The organism is Pseudomonas serboccidentalis (assembly GCF_028830055.1).
GTDB classification, from domain to species: Bacteria; Pseudomonadota; Gammaproteobacteria; order Pseudomonadales; family Pseudomonadaceae; genus Aquipseudomonas; species Aquipseudomonas serboccidentalis.
This window is the reverse complement of sequence record NZ_CP101655.1, coordinates 3,673,821-3,690,620: the sequence shown is the minus strand read 5'-3', so window position 1 is coordinate 3,690,620 and position 16,800 is coordinate 3,673,821. Positions and strand designations below refer to the sequence as shown.

Sequence of the window (16,800 nt, the reverse complement as noted above, 5' to 3'; positions counted from 1 at the left end):
TTGTAGGAGTGAGCCTGCTCGCGATGCAGGCGCCGCGGTGCATCTGAAATACCGCAGTGATGCAATCGCGAGCAGGCTCACTCCTACAAGGGGATGCGCTTCAGTGCCGTTCCGGTGTCGACGATTAATGCGATTTAATGCGTGATATCAAATCAGAGCGAGATTGGATGTGAGCAAGCGAGCCTATAACTTCTGTGCCGGTCCTGCGGCGCTTCCTGAAGCTGTCCTGCAACGTGCCCAGGGTGAACTCCTTGATTGGCACGGCAAAGGTCTGTCGGTCATGGAAATGAGCCATCGCAGCGATGAGTTCGTGTCCATTGCCACCCAGGCCGAGCAGGATCTGCGTGACCTGCTGAATATCCCGTCGAACTATAAAGTGCTGTTTCTGCAGGGTGGCGCGAGCCAGCAGTTCGCGCAGATCCCGTTGAACCTGTTGCCTGAAGGCGGCAGTGCCGACTATATCGACACCGGTATCTGGTCGCAGAAAGCCATCGAAGAAGCCTCGCGTTACGGCCACGTCAACGTTGCCGCTACCGCCAAGCCTTACGACTATTTCGCCATCCCGGGCCAGAACGAGTGGAGCCTGTCGAAAGACGCCGCCTACGTTCACTACGCGCCGAACGAAACCATTGGCGGTCTGGAGTTCCAGTGGATCCCGGAAACCGGTGATGTGCCGCTGGTGGCCGACATGTCCTCGGACATTCTTTCGCGCCCGGTGGATGTCTCGCGTTTCGGCATGATCTACGCCGGTGCGCAGAAAAACATCGGCCCGAGCGGCATCGTGGTCAACATCATCCGCGAAGACCTGCTGGGCAAGGCCCGCGCGCTGTGCCCGACCATGCTCGACTACAAGGTCGCGGCCGACAACGGCTCGATGTACAACACGCCGCCGACCCTGGCCTGGTACCTGTCCGGTCTGGTGTTCCAGTGGCTGAAAGAGCAGGGTGGCGTCGAAGCCATCGCCAGACTCAATGACGTCAAGCAGCGCACGCTATACGACTTCATCGACGCCAGCGGTCTCTACAGCAACCCGATCAACAAGTCGGATCGCTCGTGGATGAACGTGCCGTTCCGTCTGGCTGACGATCGTCTGGACAAGCCGTTCCTGACCGGTGCTGACGCGCGCGGTCTGCTCAACCTCAAGGGCCACCGCTCCGTGGGCGGCATGCGCGCCTCCATCTACAACGCCGTCGACATCAACGCCGTCAACGCGCTGGTGGCGTACATGGCTGAATTCGAGAAGGAACACGGCTGATGTCCGAGCAAGAACTCAAGGCACTGCGCGTTCGCATTGATGCTCTGGACGAGAAAGTCCTGGAGCTGATCAGTGAGCGTGCGCGCTGCGCCCAGGAAGTCGCGCGAGTAAAGATGGCCTCGCTGGCCGAAGGCGAAGTGCCGGTGTTCTATCGTCCCGAGCGTGAAGCTCAGGTGCTCAAGCGGGTGATGGAGCGCAATCAGGGGCCGTTGGGCAACGAAGAGATGGCGCGGCTGTTCCGCGAAATCATGTCCTCGTGCCTGGCGCTCGAGCAGCCGCTGAAAGTGGCGTACCTCGGCCCTGAGGGCACCTTCACCCAAGCGGCGGCCATGAAGCACTTCGGTCATGCGGTGATCAGCAAGCCGATGGCGGCGATCGACGAAGTGTTCCGTGAAGTGGCGGCGGGTGCAGTGAATTTTGGCGTGGTGCCGGTGGAGAACTCTACCGAAGGCGCGGTCAACCACACGCTCGACAGCTTCCTCGAGCACGACATGGTGATTTGCGGCGAAGTCGAGCTACGCATTCACCATCACCTGCTGGTCGGTGAAAACACCAAGACCGACAGCATCAGCCGCATCTACTCCCACGCCCAGTCGCTGGCCCAGTGCCGCAAGTGGCTGGATGCACACTACCCGAATGTCGAGCGCGTGGCGGTGTCGAGCAACGCCGAAGCCGCCAAGCGGGTCAAGGGTGAGTGGAACTCGGCAGCGATTGCCGGCGACATGGCGGCAGGGTTGTATGGGCTGACGCGTCTGGCCGAGAAGATCGAAGACCGTCCGGACAACTCGACGCGCTTCCTGATGATCGGTAACCAGGAAGTGCCGCCGACCGGCGACGACAAGACCTCGATCATCGTTTCGATGAGCAACAAGCCTGGCGCGCTCCACGAGCTGCTGGTGCCGTTCCATGACAACGGGATCGACCTGACCCGGATCGAAACCCGTCCGTCGCGCAGCGGCAAATGGACCTACGTGTTCTTCATCGACTTCGTCGGCCACCACCGTGATCCGTTGATCAAGGGTGTGCTGGAAAAGATCAGTCAGGAAGCAGTAGCACTCAAGGTGCTGGGTTCCTACCCGAAAGCAGTTCTCTAAGGGCGGTAGCAAATGAGTGGCAACTTCCTCGCTCTGGCACAGCCGGGCGTGCAACAACTTTCGCCGTACGTCCCGGGCAAGCCTGTGGACGAACTGGCGCGTGAGCTGGACCTGGATCCTGCGAAAATCGTCAAGCTGGCGAGCAACGAAAACCCGCTGGGCGCCAGCCCGAAAGCGCTGGCCGCGATCCGCGAAGAGCTGGCCGAGCTGACCCGTTATCCGGACGGCAACGGCTTTGCGCTGAAATCCCTGCTGGCCGAGCAGTGCCGCGTCGAGCTGAACCAGGTCACCCTGGGCAACGGCTCCAACGACATTCTCGAGTTGGTGGCGCGTGCCTATCTGGCGCCGGGTCTGAACGCGGTGTTCAGCGAACACGCTTTCGCTGTCTATCCGATTGCCACTCAGGCGGTTGGCGCCGAAGCCAAAGTGGTTCCGGCCAAGGATTGGGGGCATGACCTGCCGGCCATGCTTGCAGCCATCGACGCCAACACCCGCGTGGTGTTCATCGCCAACCCGAACAACCCGACCGGTACCTGGTTCGGCGCCGAAGCGCTGGACGAATTCCTGCAGGATGTGCCGGAGCACGTGCTGGTGGTGCTGGACGAGGCGTACATCGAGTACGCCGAAGGCAGTGATCTGCCGGATGGTCTGGATTTCCTCGCGGCCTATCCGAACCTGCTGGTGTCGCGCACCTTTTCCAAGGCCTACGGTCTGGCGGCGCTGCGCGTGGGTTATGGCCTGTCCACCGCTGTCGTGGCGGACGTGCTGAACCGCGTGCGCCAGCCGTTCAACGTCAACAGCCTGGCGCTGGCCGCTGCCTGTGCGGCGTTGAAGGACGAAGAGTATCTGGCGCAAAGCCGTCAGCTCAACGAATCCGGCATGCAGCAGCTGCAAGCAGGTTTCCGTGAGCTGGGCCTGAACTGGATCGAGTCCAAGGGCAACTTCATCTGTGTCGATCTTGGTCAGGTGGCGGCGCCGATTTTCCAGGGCTTGCTGCGTGAAGGCGTAATCGTGCGTCCGGTAGCCAACTACGGCATGCCGAACCACCTGCGGGTGACCATCGGTCTGCCAGCGGAAAACAGTCGCTTCCTCGAAGCGCTGCGTAAGGTTCTGGCTCGTGGGTGATGTCACTGCTCTGCAATCTGCTGCACCTATGATCGGTCGCCTTGTGGTGGTCGGTCTGGGGTTGATCGGTGGTTCGTTTGCCAAAGGCTTGCGTGAAAGCGGTATCTGCCGCGAAGTGGTCGGGGTCGATCTCGACCCGCAATCGCGCAAGCTGGCGGTCGAGTTGGGTGTGGTGGATCGTTGTGAAGACGACCTGGTCGCTGCCTGTCAGGGCGCCGACGTGATTCAACTGGCGGTGCCGATTCTGGCCATGGAGAAAGTGCTGGCCCGTCTGGCGAGCGTTGATCTGGGGCAGGCGATTCTGACCGATGTCGGCAGTGCCAAAGGCAATGTGGTGCGGGCGGCGACCGAGGCGTTCGGCGGCATGCCGGCGCGTTTCGTGCCGGGCCATCCGATTGCCGGTTCCGAGCAGAGCGGGGTGGAAGCTTCCAATGCCGAGCTGTTCCGTCGGCACAAGGTGATTCTGACTCCGCTCGAGCAAACCGATCCGGCAGCGCTGGCCGTTGTCGATCGCTTGTGGCGCGAATTGGGCGCTGACGTCGAGCACATGCAGGTCGAGCGTCACGATGAAGTGCTGGCTGCGACCAGTCATCTGCCGCACTTGCTGGCCTTCGGTCTGGTCGACTCGTTGGCCAAACGCAATGAAAACCTTGAGATCTTCCGTTACGCTGCGGGCGGTTTTCGCGATTTCACAAGAATCGCCGGAAGCGACCCGGTGATGTGGCACGACATCTTTCTCGCCAACCGCGAGGCTGTCCTGCGCACACTCGATACATTTCGCAGCGACCTCGACGCCTTGCGCGACGCGGTCGATGCAGGGGATGGGCACCAATTGTTGGGCGTCTTCACGCGCGCCCGGGTTGCCCGCGAGCATTTCAGTAAAATCCTGGCCCGCAGGGCCTATGTGGACGCTATGAATTCCAACGATCTGATTTTCCTGGCTCAACCTGGTGGCCGCCTGTCCGGTCGGATTCGCGTACCAGGTGACAAATCGATTTCCCACCGTTCGATCATGCTTGGCTCGCTGGCCGAAGGCGTGACCGAAGTCGAAGGTTTCCTTGAAGGCGAAGATGCCTTGGCGACCTTGCAGGCGTTCCGTGACATGGGTGTGGTCATTGAAGGCCCGCACCACGGTCGCGTGACCATTCACGGCGTCGGCCTGCACGGTCTGAAGCCTGCGCCGGGCCCGATCTATCTGGGCAACTCCGGTACCTCGATGCGTCTGCTGTCCGGCCTGCTGGCTGCGCAGAGTTTCGACAGCACCCTGACGGGCGATGCTTCGCTGTCCAAGCGGCCGATGAATCGTGTGGCCAATCCGCTGCGTGAAATGGGCGCGGTGATCGAAACCGCTGCCGAAGGTCGTCCACCGATGACCATTCGTGGCGGTCACAAGCTCAAAGGCCTGACCTACACCATGCCGATGGCCAGTGCGCAGGTGAAGTCCTGCCTGCTGCTGGCGGGTCTGTACGCTGAAGGCAAAACCACCGTGACCGAGCCGGCGCCGACCCGTGACCACACCGAGCGCATGCTGCGTGGTTTCGGCTACCCGGTGAGCGTCGATGGCGCCACGGCATCGGTCGAGTCCGGTGGCAAGCTGACCGCGACTCACATCGAAGTGCCGGGCGATATCTCGTCGTCGGCGTTCTTCCTCGTGGCGGCGTCGATTGCCGAAGGTTCCGAGCTGGTGCTGGAGCATGTCGGCATCAACCCGACCCGTACCGGCGTCATCGACATCCTGCGCCTGATGGGTGCGGATATCACCCTGGAGAACCAGCGTGAAGTCGGTGGTGAGCCAGTGGCTGATTTGCGCGTGCGGGCAGCTAAACTCAAGGGTATCGAGATTCCGGAAGCGCTGGTGCCACTGGCCATCGACGAATTCCCGGTGCTGTTCGTGGCAGCCGCCTGTGCCGAAGGGCGCACCGTGCTGACCGGCGCCGAAGAGTTGCGCGTCAAGGAATCGGATCGCATTCAGGTCATGGCGGACGGCTTGCTGGCGCTGGGCGTCAAATGCCAGCCGACCCCGGACGGCATCATCATCGATGGCGGCCAGATTGGTGGCGGCGAAGTGCATGGTCACGGTGATCACCGTATCGCCATGGCTTTCAGCGTGGCGTCGCTGCGCGCCACGGCACCGATCCGCATCCATGATTGCGCCAACGTCGCGACGTCGTTCCCGAACTTCCTCGCGTTGTGCGCGCAGGTGGGTATTCGTGTTGCTCAAGAGGCTCAGTCGTGAAGAACATTGCACCGGTCATCACCATCGATGGGCCAAGCGGTTCAGGCAAAGGCACGGTAGCCGGGATTCTGGCCAAGCGTCTGGGCTGGAATCTGCTGGATTCCGGTGCGCTGTATCGCCTGCTGGCGTTTGCGGCGCACAACCATGGTGTCGACCTGACCAATGAAGAGCTGCTGAAAAAACTGGCCGCTCATCTGGATGTGCAGTTCATCGCGGCGACCGAAGGTCAGCTGCAGCGCATCATTCTTGAGGGTGATGAAGTCAGTGATGTCATTCGTACTGAAAGCGTCGGTTCCGGCGCTTCTCAGGTGGCGGCATTGCCGGCGGTACGCGAGGCGCTGCTGCAGCGCCAGCGTGCTTTTCAGGAAGCGCCGGGCCTGGTGGCCGACGGTCGCGACATGGGTACGGTGGTGTTTCCCGATGCACCGCTGAAGATTTTCCTCACCGCCAGTGCCGAGGAACGGGCGCGCCGCCGATATTTGCAGTTGAAGGGCAAAGTCGAGGGTGTTAGTCTGTCGAGTCTGCTAGATGAGATCCGTGCACGCGACGAGCGTGATACCCAGCGCGCAGTAGCCCCGCTAAAGCCGGCGGCTGACGCGATACAGCTGGATTCCACGGAGTTGTCCATCGATCAGGTGCTTGAACGCATCATGAGCGAGATCGCCATTCGCGATATCGCCGGGTGACCAAGAAGGCCGCAGGGGACCAGTCATAGTCCTGCAGCGCTTCTTTTAAATGAAACTAACCCACACCGTCTGGGGTGTGGAGATGGGCGTATTCTTCGCCCTCATCTACAGGAATTAAAATGAGCGAAAGCTTTGCGGAACTCTTTGAAGAAAGCCTAAAGACCCTGAACCTTCAGGCAGGCTCCATCATCACCGGTGTTATCGTTGATATCGATTACCAGGCTCGCTGGGTAACCGTTCACGCTGGTCTGAAGTCTGAAGCACTCATCCCGCTGGAACAGTTCTACAACGACGCTGGTGACCTGACTATCAATGTCGGTGACGAAGTTCACGTTGCTCTGGATTCGGTTGAAGACGGTTTCGGTGAAACCAAGCTGTCCCGTGAAAAAGCCAAGCGCGCTGAATGCTGGATCGTTCTGGAAGCAGCCTTCGCAGCTGAGGAAGTGGTCAAGGGCGTTATCAACGGTAAGGTTAAAGGCGGCTTCACTGTCGACGTTAACGGCATCCGTGCGTTCCTGCCAGGTTCCCTGGTTGACGTCCGTCCAGTGCGCGACACCACGCACCTGGAAGGCAAAGAGCTGGAATTCAAGGTCATCAAGCTGGACCAGAAGCGCAACAACGTTGTCGTTTCCCGTCGTAGCGTCCTGGAAGCCGAGAACTCCGCCGAGCGTGAAGCTCTGCTGGAATCCCTGCAGGAAGGCCAGCAAGTCAAAGGTATCGTCAAAAACCTCACCGATTACGGCGCATTCGTCGATCTGGGTGGCGTGGACGGCCTGCTGCACATCACCGACATGGCGTGGAAGCGTATCAAGCATCCTTCCGAAATCGTCAACGTTGGTGACGAAATCGACGTCAAGGTTCTGAAATACGATCGCGAACGCAACCGTGTTTCCCTGGGCCTGAAGCAACTGGGCGAAGATCCATGGGTTGCTATCAAAGCCCGTTACCCAGAAAGCACTCGCGTTACCGCTCGTGTAACCAACCTGACCGACTACGGCTGCTTCGCTGAGCTGGAAGAAGGCGTTGAAGGTCTGGTACACGTTTCGGAAATGGACTGGACCAACAAGAACATCCACCCTTCGAAAGTCGTACAAGTCGGCGACGAAGTGGAAGTTATGGTTCTGGACATCGACGAAGAGCGTCGTCGTATCTCCTTGGGCATCAAGCAGTGCAAGTCGAACCCATGGGAAGACTTCTCTGGCCAGTTCAACAAGGGCGACAAGATCTCCGGCACCATCAAGTCGATCACCGATTTCGGTATCTTCATTGGTCTGGACGGCGGCATCGACGGTCTGGTTCACCTGTCCGACATCTCCTGGAACGAAGTGGGCGAAGAAGCCGTACGTCGTTTCAAGAAGGGCGACGAGCTGGACACCGTCATCCTGTCGGTTGACCCAGAGCGCGAGCGCATCTCCCTGGGCATCAAGCAACTGGAAAGCGATCCGTTCTCCGAGTACGTCTCGGTTAACGACAAAGGCGCTATCGTTAAAGGCACCGTGAAAGAAGTTGACGCCAAAGGCGCCATCATCGTTCTGGCTGACGACATCGAAGCGACCCTGAAAGCCTCCGAAATCAGCCGTGACCGCGTTGAAGACGCGCGCAACGTTCTGAAAGAAGGCCAGGAAGTTGAAGCCAAGATCATCAGCGTTGACCGCAAGAGCCGCGTAATCCAGCTCTCGATCAAGTCGAAAGACGACGCTGAAGAGAAAGAAGCTATCCAGAGCCTGAACTCTGTTCAGGAAGCTCCAGCCGATACCACTATGGCTGCTCTGCTGAAGCAAGCAATGGCCAAGCAGAACTAAGTTCTGATTGATCATGAAAAAGGGCGACTTCGGTCGCCCTTTTTTGTGCCTGCGATTTGGTGAGATGGGGCGCGGTTAGCCTGTGTCGGGATCGCGGTGAAACCAATCCCTTCAACTGGTTGTCTGTTTCTTTAATCGGATCAATCGCCTATTCGCGACTAAGCTGGGTATTAGTCGTGCAGTAGTCGGGCGTTGCCTGGCATAAGGAAGTGGATGAACAGATTTATAGTCTTCATGGTGGTGCTGCTGTTGGCCGGCTGTACCACGAGTGCCAAGACGCATGCGGTGCGTGGTGTCAGCGGTATCGAGATCGACTGTTCCGGCCTGGGTTCAGGGTGGGAGAAGTGCCAAAAGCGTGCGGCGAAGGAGTGCAAGGGGGCGGGTTACAGGGTGATCACCCGGTCTGATGATGCAAAGGATGAGGATGAGTTTCCGTTTGGCTTCAATCCCGCAGGCTACGTCACCCGAACCATGCTGGTGATGTGTCGCTGAGTGCGCACTGATCCGGTTCGGTGCTTTTGTGTCCTGAAAACGGGCGTTTCGACGCCGAGGAAGATATGTCAATCCCTGGGCTGTTCAAAATCTTCCGGGCGTGCTAAAACCTTTCAAGCGCTGATCTAGCTGCTTGAAAAAGAAGGGAAAAATATGACGAAGTCGGAGTTGATCGAACGAATTGTCACCCATCAAGGGCTACTCTCATCCAAGGATGTGGAGCTGGCCATCAAGACCATGCTTGAACAAATGTCCCAATGTCTGGCCACAGGTGATCGCATCGAGATCCGTGGATTTGGCAGCTTCTCCCTGCACTACCGTGCGCCGCGTGTCGGTCGCAATCCCAAGACCGGCCAGTCGGTCAGCCTGGATGGCAAGTTCGTTCCGCATTTCAAACCGGGCAAGGAATTGCGCGATCGGGTGAACGAAGAGGAGGAGGGGATTTGACAGTCGCTATTTCTCAAGGAGTTACTCATGCGTAACCTCAAGCGCATACTTCTTGGCGTTTTCATTTTATTGCTTGTGTTAGTGATCCTGGCTTTTGTGCTGGAGAATCAGCAATCCATTTCGTTGGTGTTCCTGGGTTTGGCTGGGCCGCAGCTGCCAGTGTCGTTGGTAGTGGTCATGGCATTGCTCGTCGGCATGCTGATTGGTCCGGTTCTGGGCTGGTTTCTGGGGCGCTCGTCCAGGATTGCACGCAAGCGTCTTGTCTGAGGTCGGTAGGCGCGAGACTTCTGTCGAATTTGCAACGTCGCTTGTCCATATCCATTAGTAAAACGTTCATTAAGCTGTAAAATGCAGCCCTTGTTCGATTGTGGAAACATATCCACATCGATTCAGACTGACTTTGATGGAAGCCTGATCTTCTGAGGCTTTTGTATTCATGGATTAGACAGTGCTCGTTGGTGGCCTGTCCGCAGCTCAAGGGTATGGTTTCGCGTGAAAATTCTAGTTACCGGCGGCGCCGGGTTCATCGGCTCGGCAGTTATCCGTCACATCATTTCCAATACCAGCGACGCAGTGATCAACGTCGATAAACTGACGTATGCCGGTAATCTTGAGTCCCTGGCAGACGTTAGCGGTGATTCGCGCTACGTGTTTGAGCGTGTCGACATATGTGATCGTGATCAGATCGACCGTGTCCTGCGTGAACACCAACCCGATGCCATCATGCACTTGGCCGCTGAGTCCCACGTTGATCGCTCGATTACCGGCCCATCCGAATTTATCCAGACCAACATCATCGGAACTTACACACTGCTGGAAGCTGCACGCCAGTATTGGGCTGCACTGGATGATGCGCGTAAAGCCAACTTCCGTTTCCATCATATTTCGACCGACGAAGTTTACGGTGATCTTGAAGGGCCAGAAGATCTCTTTACCGAAACCACTCCCTATCAGCCAAGTTCGCCTTATTCGGCCAGCAAGGCCAGCTCCGATCACCTGGTTCGCGCCTGGGCCCGTACTTATGGCCTGCCGACACTGGTTACAAATTGCTCGAACAACTATGGTCCTTGCCACTTCCCTGAGAAATTGATTCCGTTGATCATTCTCAATGCACTGGAAGGCAAGCCGCTGCCGGTTTACGGCAAAGGCAATCAAGTTCGAGACTGGTTGTATGTCGAAGATCACGCTCGCGCATTGTATAAAGTCGTCACTGAAGGTGTGATCGGCGAGACTTACAACATTGGCGGACACAACGAAAAGCAGAACATCGAGGTGGTTCACACACTTTGTGCTTTGCTTGATGAGTTGCGCCCTGATTCAGCCCATCGACCGCATGCCAGCCTGATCACTTACGTTCAGGACCGCCCGGGCCACGATCAGCGTTATGCAATTGATGCCAGCAAGATCCAGAAAGAGTTGGGCTGGACCCCGGAAGAAACGTTCGAGTCGGGAATTCGTAAAACTGTCGAGTGGTATCTGACTAATACCGAATGGGTGGAGCACGTGAAAAGCGGCAGCTACCAGCAGTGGATCGATGCCAACTACAGCGACCGTTCGGTGAAAAAATGAAAATCTTGTTGCTCGGCAAAAATGGCCAGGTTGGCTGGGAGCTTCAACGCGCTCTCGCACCCCTTGGTGATTTGATTGCACTGGACCGTAATGCGGTTGGTGAATTGTGCGGTGACTTGGCAAACCTTGACGCGCTGCGCTTGACTATTCGCCAGGTCAAGCCCGATGTGATTGTTAATGCCGCGGCTTACACCGCAGTAGATAAGGCCGAGTCGGATAAGGAACTGGCTGATCGGGTCAACGGTGAAGCGACCCGCGTGATGGCGGAAGAAGCAGCGCTTCTGGACGCTTGGCTAGTCCACTATTCAACCGATTACGTATTCAGCGGTCTCGGTGTGAATCCTTGGCAGGAGGCAGACGACGTGGCTCCGGTGAATCATTACGGAGCCAGCAAGCTTGCGGGTGAGCAGGGGATTCTGGAGTCCGGCTGCAAGCACCTGATCTTCCGTACCAGCTGGGTGTATGGCGCGCGTGGTAACAACTTCGCCAAAACGATGTTGCGTCTGGCAAAAGACCGGGAAAGTCTCAATGTCATCGCTGACCAAATTGGTGCTCCGACAGGTGCAGATCTCATTGCTGATGTTACTGTCTTAGCTATTCAGAAAGTGCTGCAAGCGCCTGAACTGGGCGGCCTGTATCACTTGGCTGCCGGTGGTGAGGTTTCTTGGCACGGTTATGCGGTTCACGTTATTGACTTTGCGCGAGCGGTTGGTGAAGAACTGGCAGTCAAGGAGGTGAATCCGATTGAAACGACGGCCTATCCTACCCCTGCACGCCGGCCATTGAATTCGCGTTTGAATACTCAAAAAATCCGTGACAATTTCTCTCTGCACTTGCCGGATTGGCAAGGTGGTGTCACCCGAATGCTTATGGAAGTTTTAAATAAATGATCACTACAAATCGTAAAGGCATCATTCTCGCTGGCGGTTCGGGTACGCGTCTACACCCGCTCACCCTTGGCGTATCCAAGCAAATGCTGCCTATCTACGACAAGCCGATGATCTTCTATCCGCTGTCGGTGCTAATGCTTGCGGGCATGCGGGAGATCCTCATTATTTCTACACCTGAGGATCTGCCTTGTTTCCGCAAGCTGCTGGGTGATGGCAGCCTGTATGGCATAAAGTTGACCTATGCGGAGCAACCAAGTCCTGATGGCTTGGCTCAGGCATTTATTATCGGTGAGGAATTTATTGGCAAAGACCCTTGCTGTTTGATTCTTGGCGACAATATTTTCCACGGGCATCATTTCTCGGACAACCTGCGCGCTGCCAGCAATCAGGAAAGTGGAGCCACAGTTTTTGGCTATCATGTTTCTGACCCAGAGCGTTTTGGTGTCGTCGAGTTTGATAGTTCTGGCCGTGCCTTGAGTATTGAGGAAAAGCCTGATCAGCCAAAATCCAGCTATGCAGTAACTGGCTTGTACTTCTACGACAATCAGGTTGTGGATATCGCCAAAAGCATCAAGCCGTCGGAACGAGGCGAGTTGGAAATTACTGACGTCAACCGAGTTTATCTTGAGCAAAAGTCGCTCAGCGTTCAAATGCTTGGACGTGGTTTTGCATGGCTTGATACAGGGACTCATGATTCTTTGCTCGAAGCCAGCCACTTTGTGCACACCATTGAGCATCGTCAAGGATTCAAGATTGCGTGTCTTGAAGAAATTGCCTACACCAATGGGTGGATTGACGCGGAGCAACTTGGGTCTCAGGCAGAACGCCTGAAGAAAACCGGGTACGGCCAATATCTACAAAAACTATTGGATCATGGCTCGCTGTAAATCGAGCGAAGCACACTCTGGATTAGTAAATCCAGTACCGTCTATGCAGGATTCGCATGCCAGTAGAAAATCAGAGCGTTGCAGTTTTGCTGGCTGCCTACAACGGTATGCTCTGGATCGAGCAACAACTTGACTCGATTCAAGCACAATCCATGACCGATGTATCGATCTACATCAGTGTCGATTCGTCTACCGATGGCACTGAGGCTTGGTGTGCTGCCTATGCAGCACGTCATTCCAATGTGGTTGTTCTGCCACCGCAAGGCAAGTTTGGTGGGGCATCACGAAATTTCTTTCGCCTGATTCGGGATGTCGACTTTTCCAGGCATGACTTTGTTGCCTTTGCCGATCAAGATGATATTTGGCACGAAGAGAAGCTTGTTCGGGCGACCCGTACGCTGGTTGATGAACAGTCTGACGCATATTCGAGCAATGTTACTGCGTTTTGGGCAGGCGGAAAGTGTCGCTTGTTAAATAAGGCTCAACCTCAAGTCGAGTGGGACTACTTGTTCGAGGCCGCAGGGCCGGGCTGTACCTACGTGTTCGGGCGTAAACTGGCAGACGCTCTTAAAGCCTCACTTCTTACTAATTGGCCGGCGCTGCAGTGTGTTGATCTGCACGATTGGTATTGTTATGCGTTTGCTCGTAGTCGTGGGTTCAAGTGGGTGATTGATCCTGTGCCCACGATGCAATACAGACAACATGAACATAATCAAGTCGGTGCCAATACCGGGGTCAAGACATTAATTGCACGCTACAAAACAGTGCGTGACGGTTGGTGGTTCAAACAGGTTCGAATAATTGTAGAGTTGGTTGGTCTGGTTGATGAACGATTTGTTCGTCAATGGATTGGCTTTAGTCGCAGAGAATTAATATTTCTGTCATTGAGTTCATATCAGTGCCGGCGACGTAAGCGCGATAAAGCGCTTTTCTTTATTTTATGCTGGATTGCAGCGCTGTCAGGGACGAAGAAACGATGAGTCAGCCGCTGGTGTTGGTTACGGGGGCAACAGGGTTCGTAGGTGAGGCAGTGGTTTTTAGGCTGCTTATTGATAAAGCATTTACACCCCTAGCTACTGTGCGTTCCCAGTCAAGAATCAGTGGGCTGTGTAAAACTGTTTATTGGGATATGAATTCACCTGATATCGGTTTTGCTCTTGATGGTATTCACGCAATCGTTCACTGTGCTGCCAGGGTTCATGTGATGGACGAAACTGCACCGGATGCTATCGCGGAATTCCGGAAAATCAATGTCAACAGCACTTTGAATCTGGCGCGAAAAGCCGCTAACTCGGGCGTAAAGCGCTTTATATATATAAGCTCAATTAAAGTTAATGGTGAGACTACTCTTCCAGGTCATCCGTTCACATCTGTTCTGAACTCAGTGCCGAAAGATCCTTATGGGCTATCGAAATTTGAAGCAGAAGAGGGGCTAGGAAAAATAAGTTTAGAAACGGGTATGGAGTTGGTGGTCATTCGACCTCCGCTGGTTTATGGGCCGGGCGTCAAGGCAAATTTTCTTAATATGATGAACTGGCTGGACAAGGAAGTTCCTCTTCCGCTTGGTGCTATTCATAATCAGCGAAGCCTGGTGTTTATCGAGAATCTGGTGGATTTGATTGTCACCTGTATCAGCCATCCTTCCGCCAGTGGGCGTGTATTGATGGTCAGTGACGGTGCAGATATATCCACATCGCAGTTGCTTGGATTAATGGCGAAAGCTTTAGGGAAAAAAAGTCGCTTGCTTTCCGTTCCGGTAGCTCTGTTGAAATTGGCTGGTTTTTTGACGGGACGCAGGGACGTGACTCAACGTCTTTGTAGTTCACTGCAAGTTGATATTAGTGATACTTGTAGTTTGCTGGGGTGGTTTCCTCCGATTACAAGGGATTTAGCATTTCGCCGTAGTGCGCTCCACTTTCAGGATAATCGGAAGGTATGATTTTCTGTTGGCTATCAATAGTTGTTCTGTGCATCTCCCTCGCTTTGACGTGGGCTTTGCGCCATTACGCGCTCAATGCAAGCATGTTGGATGTCCCGAACGAGCGAAGTTCCCACACGGTACCTACCCCTAGAGGCGGGGGCGTTGCAATTGTCGTCTCTTTCATTGCGGTGCTTCCGATACTTGTCGGATTTGACTCTTTAACGCTGTCTGAGGCGGCAGCCGTTGGCGGCGCAGGCTTATTTGTAGCCATATTAGGCTTTGCCGATGATCATGGACACATCGCTGCTGTATGGCGTCTTCTGGGGCACTTTATCGCTGCAGCCTGGCTTTTGTTCTGGTTAAACGGTTTTGCGCCTATTTTGCTTTTTTCCCATGTATTAGATTTAGGGTGGGCTGGCCCGGTATTCGGAGCGATGTATCTAGTCTGGCTTCTCAATCTGTATAACTTTATGGATGGTATCGATGGTCTTGCAAGTGTAGAAGCTATTTGCGTTTGTTTGGGCATGTGTATCATTTACTACGTTGCGGGAGCGCCAGAACTTTTCGGTGCGCCGTTGTTACTGTCTGCGGCGGTCATGGGTTTTCTATTTTGGAACTTCCCTCCTGCGAAAATATTTATGGGTGATGCAGGTAGCGGCTTTCTTGGGATTGCGATAGGTGGACTTTCTCTTGTTTCAGCTTGGCATTCACCTCATTTTCTATGGTGTTGGTTGATATTGCTTGGCGTCTTTGTGGTAGACGCTACATTTACACTTTTCCGCCGAGTCGCCCGAGGCGAAAAAATTTATCAGGCTCACTGCAGTCACGCCTATCAAAATGCTTCAAGGTACTTTAAGAGCCATAGATTTGTTACGTTGGCTGTGCTCGCAATTAACCTACTCTGGCTTCTACCCATTGCTGTACTGGTCGCCGTCAACGTTCTGGACGGCGTGGTAGGGATTTTGCTGGCCTATTCGCCAATCGCTGTTCTCGCTTGGAGGTTTGGGGCGGGATCGGCTTCACCTCAATAGGAGTTTGCTTTCATGACTTTTGAGGGATATCTACCGTGAAGGTGGGCAACCTTGGCCAGAAGATTTCTCAGAATGACGGTCCAGCGGTGATATTTTGAGATCCCTGCGTGGGTTTGATAAGATCAGACACCCTGATATTCGTATCCCCTTCGATTTCAGGATCCTCAAGCTGCTGACCTCAGAGCCAATGATTTCTGACAGTGGCCTCCGTTTTTGGCCAAAGCCGCGAAGGTATCGAACATGCTCCCCCGAAAAATGTGTTGCACCTCGGAAAAACGGTCTGCATACGGTGAGTGACTCTTTTTTAGTCAAGGAAAGCAATGCGGTGACCGTTAGTAACGAGACGATTGGGAAGGTCGCGATATTACTTTGCACCTACCAGGGGGAGCGCTATCTCGCTGAGCAAATCGACTCTATTATTAGTCAAACTTATGATAATTGGGTTATATATGCGTCTGATGACGGATCGCAAGATCATACCTTGGAGATTCTGCGTGCCTATCAAAAAAAACTAGGCACAGAGCGATTTTTTGTACTCCCAGGTCCGCAGCAAGGTTACGTGAACAACTTTTTTTCTTTGGTCAAAAATCAGAGTATCGTTGCGGATTATTACGCGTTCTGTGATCAGGACGATATATGGTCAGAGGATAAACTCTACGTTTCTATTCAGTGGCTAAAAAAACACGCGGTAGAGACCCCTTCACTTTATTGTGGGCGAACAGCGCTGGTCAATGAGTTGGGAGTGAAAGTTGGTAACTCACCTCTCTTTAAATATCCGCCGAGTTTTAAGAATGCGTTGGTGCAAAGTCTTGCCGGCGGAAATACGATGGTGTTCAACCATGCGTTGAAAGCAATAGCCAGCGCTACTGCCAATTCAGAAGTCATTTCACATGATTGGTGGTTTTACATACTTGTGACGGCCTGTGGCGGTCGAGTTTATTACGATTTCGAATCGCACGTCAGCTATAGACAACATTCAGATAATGTTATCGGTGCCAATGCAGGTGTTATATCCGGCTTGGCGCGTTTAAAGAAAATGCTTGGTGGTCGTTTTATCGAGTGGAATAGACGTAACCTTAAAGCGGTTGGTTTATTAAAAGAGCGTATGCCTCCCTCAAATCTGATGGTCCTGGAAAATTTTGAGCGGGCTAGATGCTCGCCGTTATTGAAACGGTGTATTTTTTTAATGCGTTCAGGTGTCTATAGGCAAACACTGCAGGGGAATTTGGCTCTTTGGGTAGCCGTGTTGCTCAACAGAATTTGAATAGGATTATGTATGCAGGTGAATAGATTTAAATTTTTAGCGGAAAGGCTAAAAGTTTCTCAAGGAAATATAGAGGTTTTTTCTGGTGTATCAGTTTGTGG

At 54.6% G+C, this 16,800-nt stretch carries 16 protein-coding genes; all 16 read left to right on the top strand.

Annotated elements, in window-relative coordinates; translation table 11 throughout:
* The first annotated feature begins 169 nt into the window (after positions 1–169).
* On the top strand, positions 170–1,255 hold the full coding sequence (gene serC, locus NN484_RS16695; protein WP_274657501.1) for a 3-phosphoserine/phosphohydroxythreonine transaminase: 1,086 nt from the start codon (positions 170–172) through the stop codon (positions 1,253–1,255).
* Complete coding sequence (gene pheA / locus NN484_RS16690) at positions 1,255–2,349, top strand: prephenate dehydratase (RefSeq protein ID WP_127648817.1); 1,095 nt, start codon at positions 1,255–1,257, stop codon at positions 2,347–2,349. The genes serC and pheA overlap by 1 nt, the downstream gene beginning before the upstream one ends.
* A gap of 12 nt (positions 2,350–2,361) precedes the next feature.
* Entirely contained in the window at positions 2,362–3,474 is a 1,113-nt protein-coding gene (gene hisC, locus NN484_RS16685; protein WP_274657500.1) for a histidinol-phosphate transaminase, read from the top strand.
* 28 nt (positions 3,475–3,502) lie between these two features.
* On the top strand, positions 3,503–5,710 hold the full coding sequence (locus NN484_RS16680; RefSeq protein ID WP_274657499.1) for a bifunctional prephenate dehydrogenase/3-phosphoshikimate 1-carboxyvinyltransferase: 2,208 nt from the start codon (positions 3,503–3,505) through the stop codon (positions 5,708–5,710).
* Positions 5,707–6,396: a (d)CMP kinase gene (gene cmk / locus NN484_RS16675; protein WP_064391442.1), complete on the top strand. Its 690-nt coding sequence runs from the start codon at positions 5,707–5,709 to the stop codon at positions 6,394–6,396. Before NN484_RS16680 ends, cmk begins: the two co-directional genes overlap by 4 nt.
* Before the next feature lie 119 nt (positions 6,397–6,515).
* On the top strand, positions 6,516–8,198 hold the full coding sequence (rpsA, locus tag NN484_RS16670; RefSeq protein ID WP_041069380.1) for a 30S ribosomal protein S1: 1,683 nt from the start codon (positions 6,516–6,518) through the stop codon (positions 8,196–8,198).
* A 213-nt stretch (positions 8,199–8,411) separates the two neighbouring features.
* Positions 8,412–8,690 carry a hypothetical protein gene (locus NN484_RS16665; RefSeq protein ID WP_274657498.1) on the top strand — a complete coding sequence of 93 codons (279 nt, stop codon included), beginning with the start codon at positions 8,412–8,414 and terminating at the stop codon, positions 8,688–8,690.
* A gap of 153 nt (positions 8,691–8,843) precedes the next feature.
* The gene (gene ihfB / locus NN484_RS16660) at positions 8,844–9,137 is read left to right on the top strand and encodes an integration host factor subunit beta (protein ID WP_038858476.1); all 294 of its coding nucleotides are present in this window, start codon (positions 8,844–8,846) and stop codon (positions 9,135–9,137) included.
* 27 nt (positions 9,138–9,164) lie between these two features.
* Positions 9,165–9,404 (top strand): LapA family protein, encoded by a 240-nt coding sequence (locus NN484_RS16655; protein WP_215502018.1) that lies wholly within the window; start codon positions 9,165–9,167, stop codon positions 9,402–9,404.
* A 225-nt stretch (positions 9,405–9,629) separates the two neighbouring features.
* On the top strand, positions 9,630–10,706 hold the full coding sequence (gene rfbB / locus NN484_RS16650; protein WP_215502017.1) for a dTDP-glucose 4,6-dehydratase: 1,077 nt from the start codon (positions 9,630–9,632) through the stop codon (positions 10,704–10,706).
* Entirely contained in the window at positions 10,703–11,596 is an 894-nt protein-coding gene (rfbD, locus tag NN484_RS16645; protein WP_215502016.1) for a dTDP-4-dehydrorhamnose reductase, read from the top strand. Before rfbB ends, rfbD begins: the two co-directional genes overlap by 4 nt.
* Positions 11,593–12,483 carry a glucose-1-phosphate thymidylyltransferase RfbA gene (rfbA, locus tag NN484_RS16640; protein ID WP_215502015.1) on the top strand — a complete coding sequence of 297 codons (891 nt, stop codon included), beginning with the start codon at positions 11,593–11,595 and terminating at the stop codon, positions 12,481–12,483. The genes rfbD and rfbA overlap by 4 nt, the downstream gene beginning before the upstream one ends.
* A gap of 56 nt (positions 12,484–12,539) precedes the next feature.
* Positions 12,540–13,463, top strand: coding sequence for a glycosyltransferase (locus tag NN484_RS16635; protein ID WP_215502014.1), 924 nt, complete (start codon positions 12,540–12,542; stop codon positions 13,461–13,463).
* Positions 13,460–14,422: a UDP-glucose 4-epimerase family protein gene (locus tag NN484_RS16630; protein WP_274657497.1), complete on the top strand. Its 963-nt coding sequence runs from the start codon at positions 13,460–13,462 to the stop codon at positions 14,420–14,422. The genes NN484_RS16635 and NN484_RS16630 overlap by 4 nt, the downstream gene beginning before the upstream one ends.
* Entirely contained in the window at positions 14,419–15,435 is a 1,017-nt protein-coding gene (locus NN484_RS16625) for an MraY family glycosyltransferase (protein WP_274657496.1), read from the top strand. The genes NN484_RS16630 and NN484_RS16625 overlap by 4 nt, the downstream gene beginning before the upstream one ends.
* A 289-nt stretch (positions 15,436–15,724) precedes the next feature.
* A complete protein-coding gene (locus tag NN484_RS16620) occupies positions 15,725–16,699 on the top strand; it encodes a glycosyltransferase family 2 protein (protein WP_274657495.1) in 975 nt (324 codons plus the stop codon).
* The last annotated feature ends 101 nt before the right edge of the window (positions 16,700–16,800 follow it).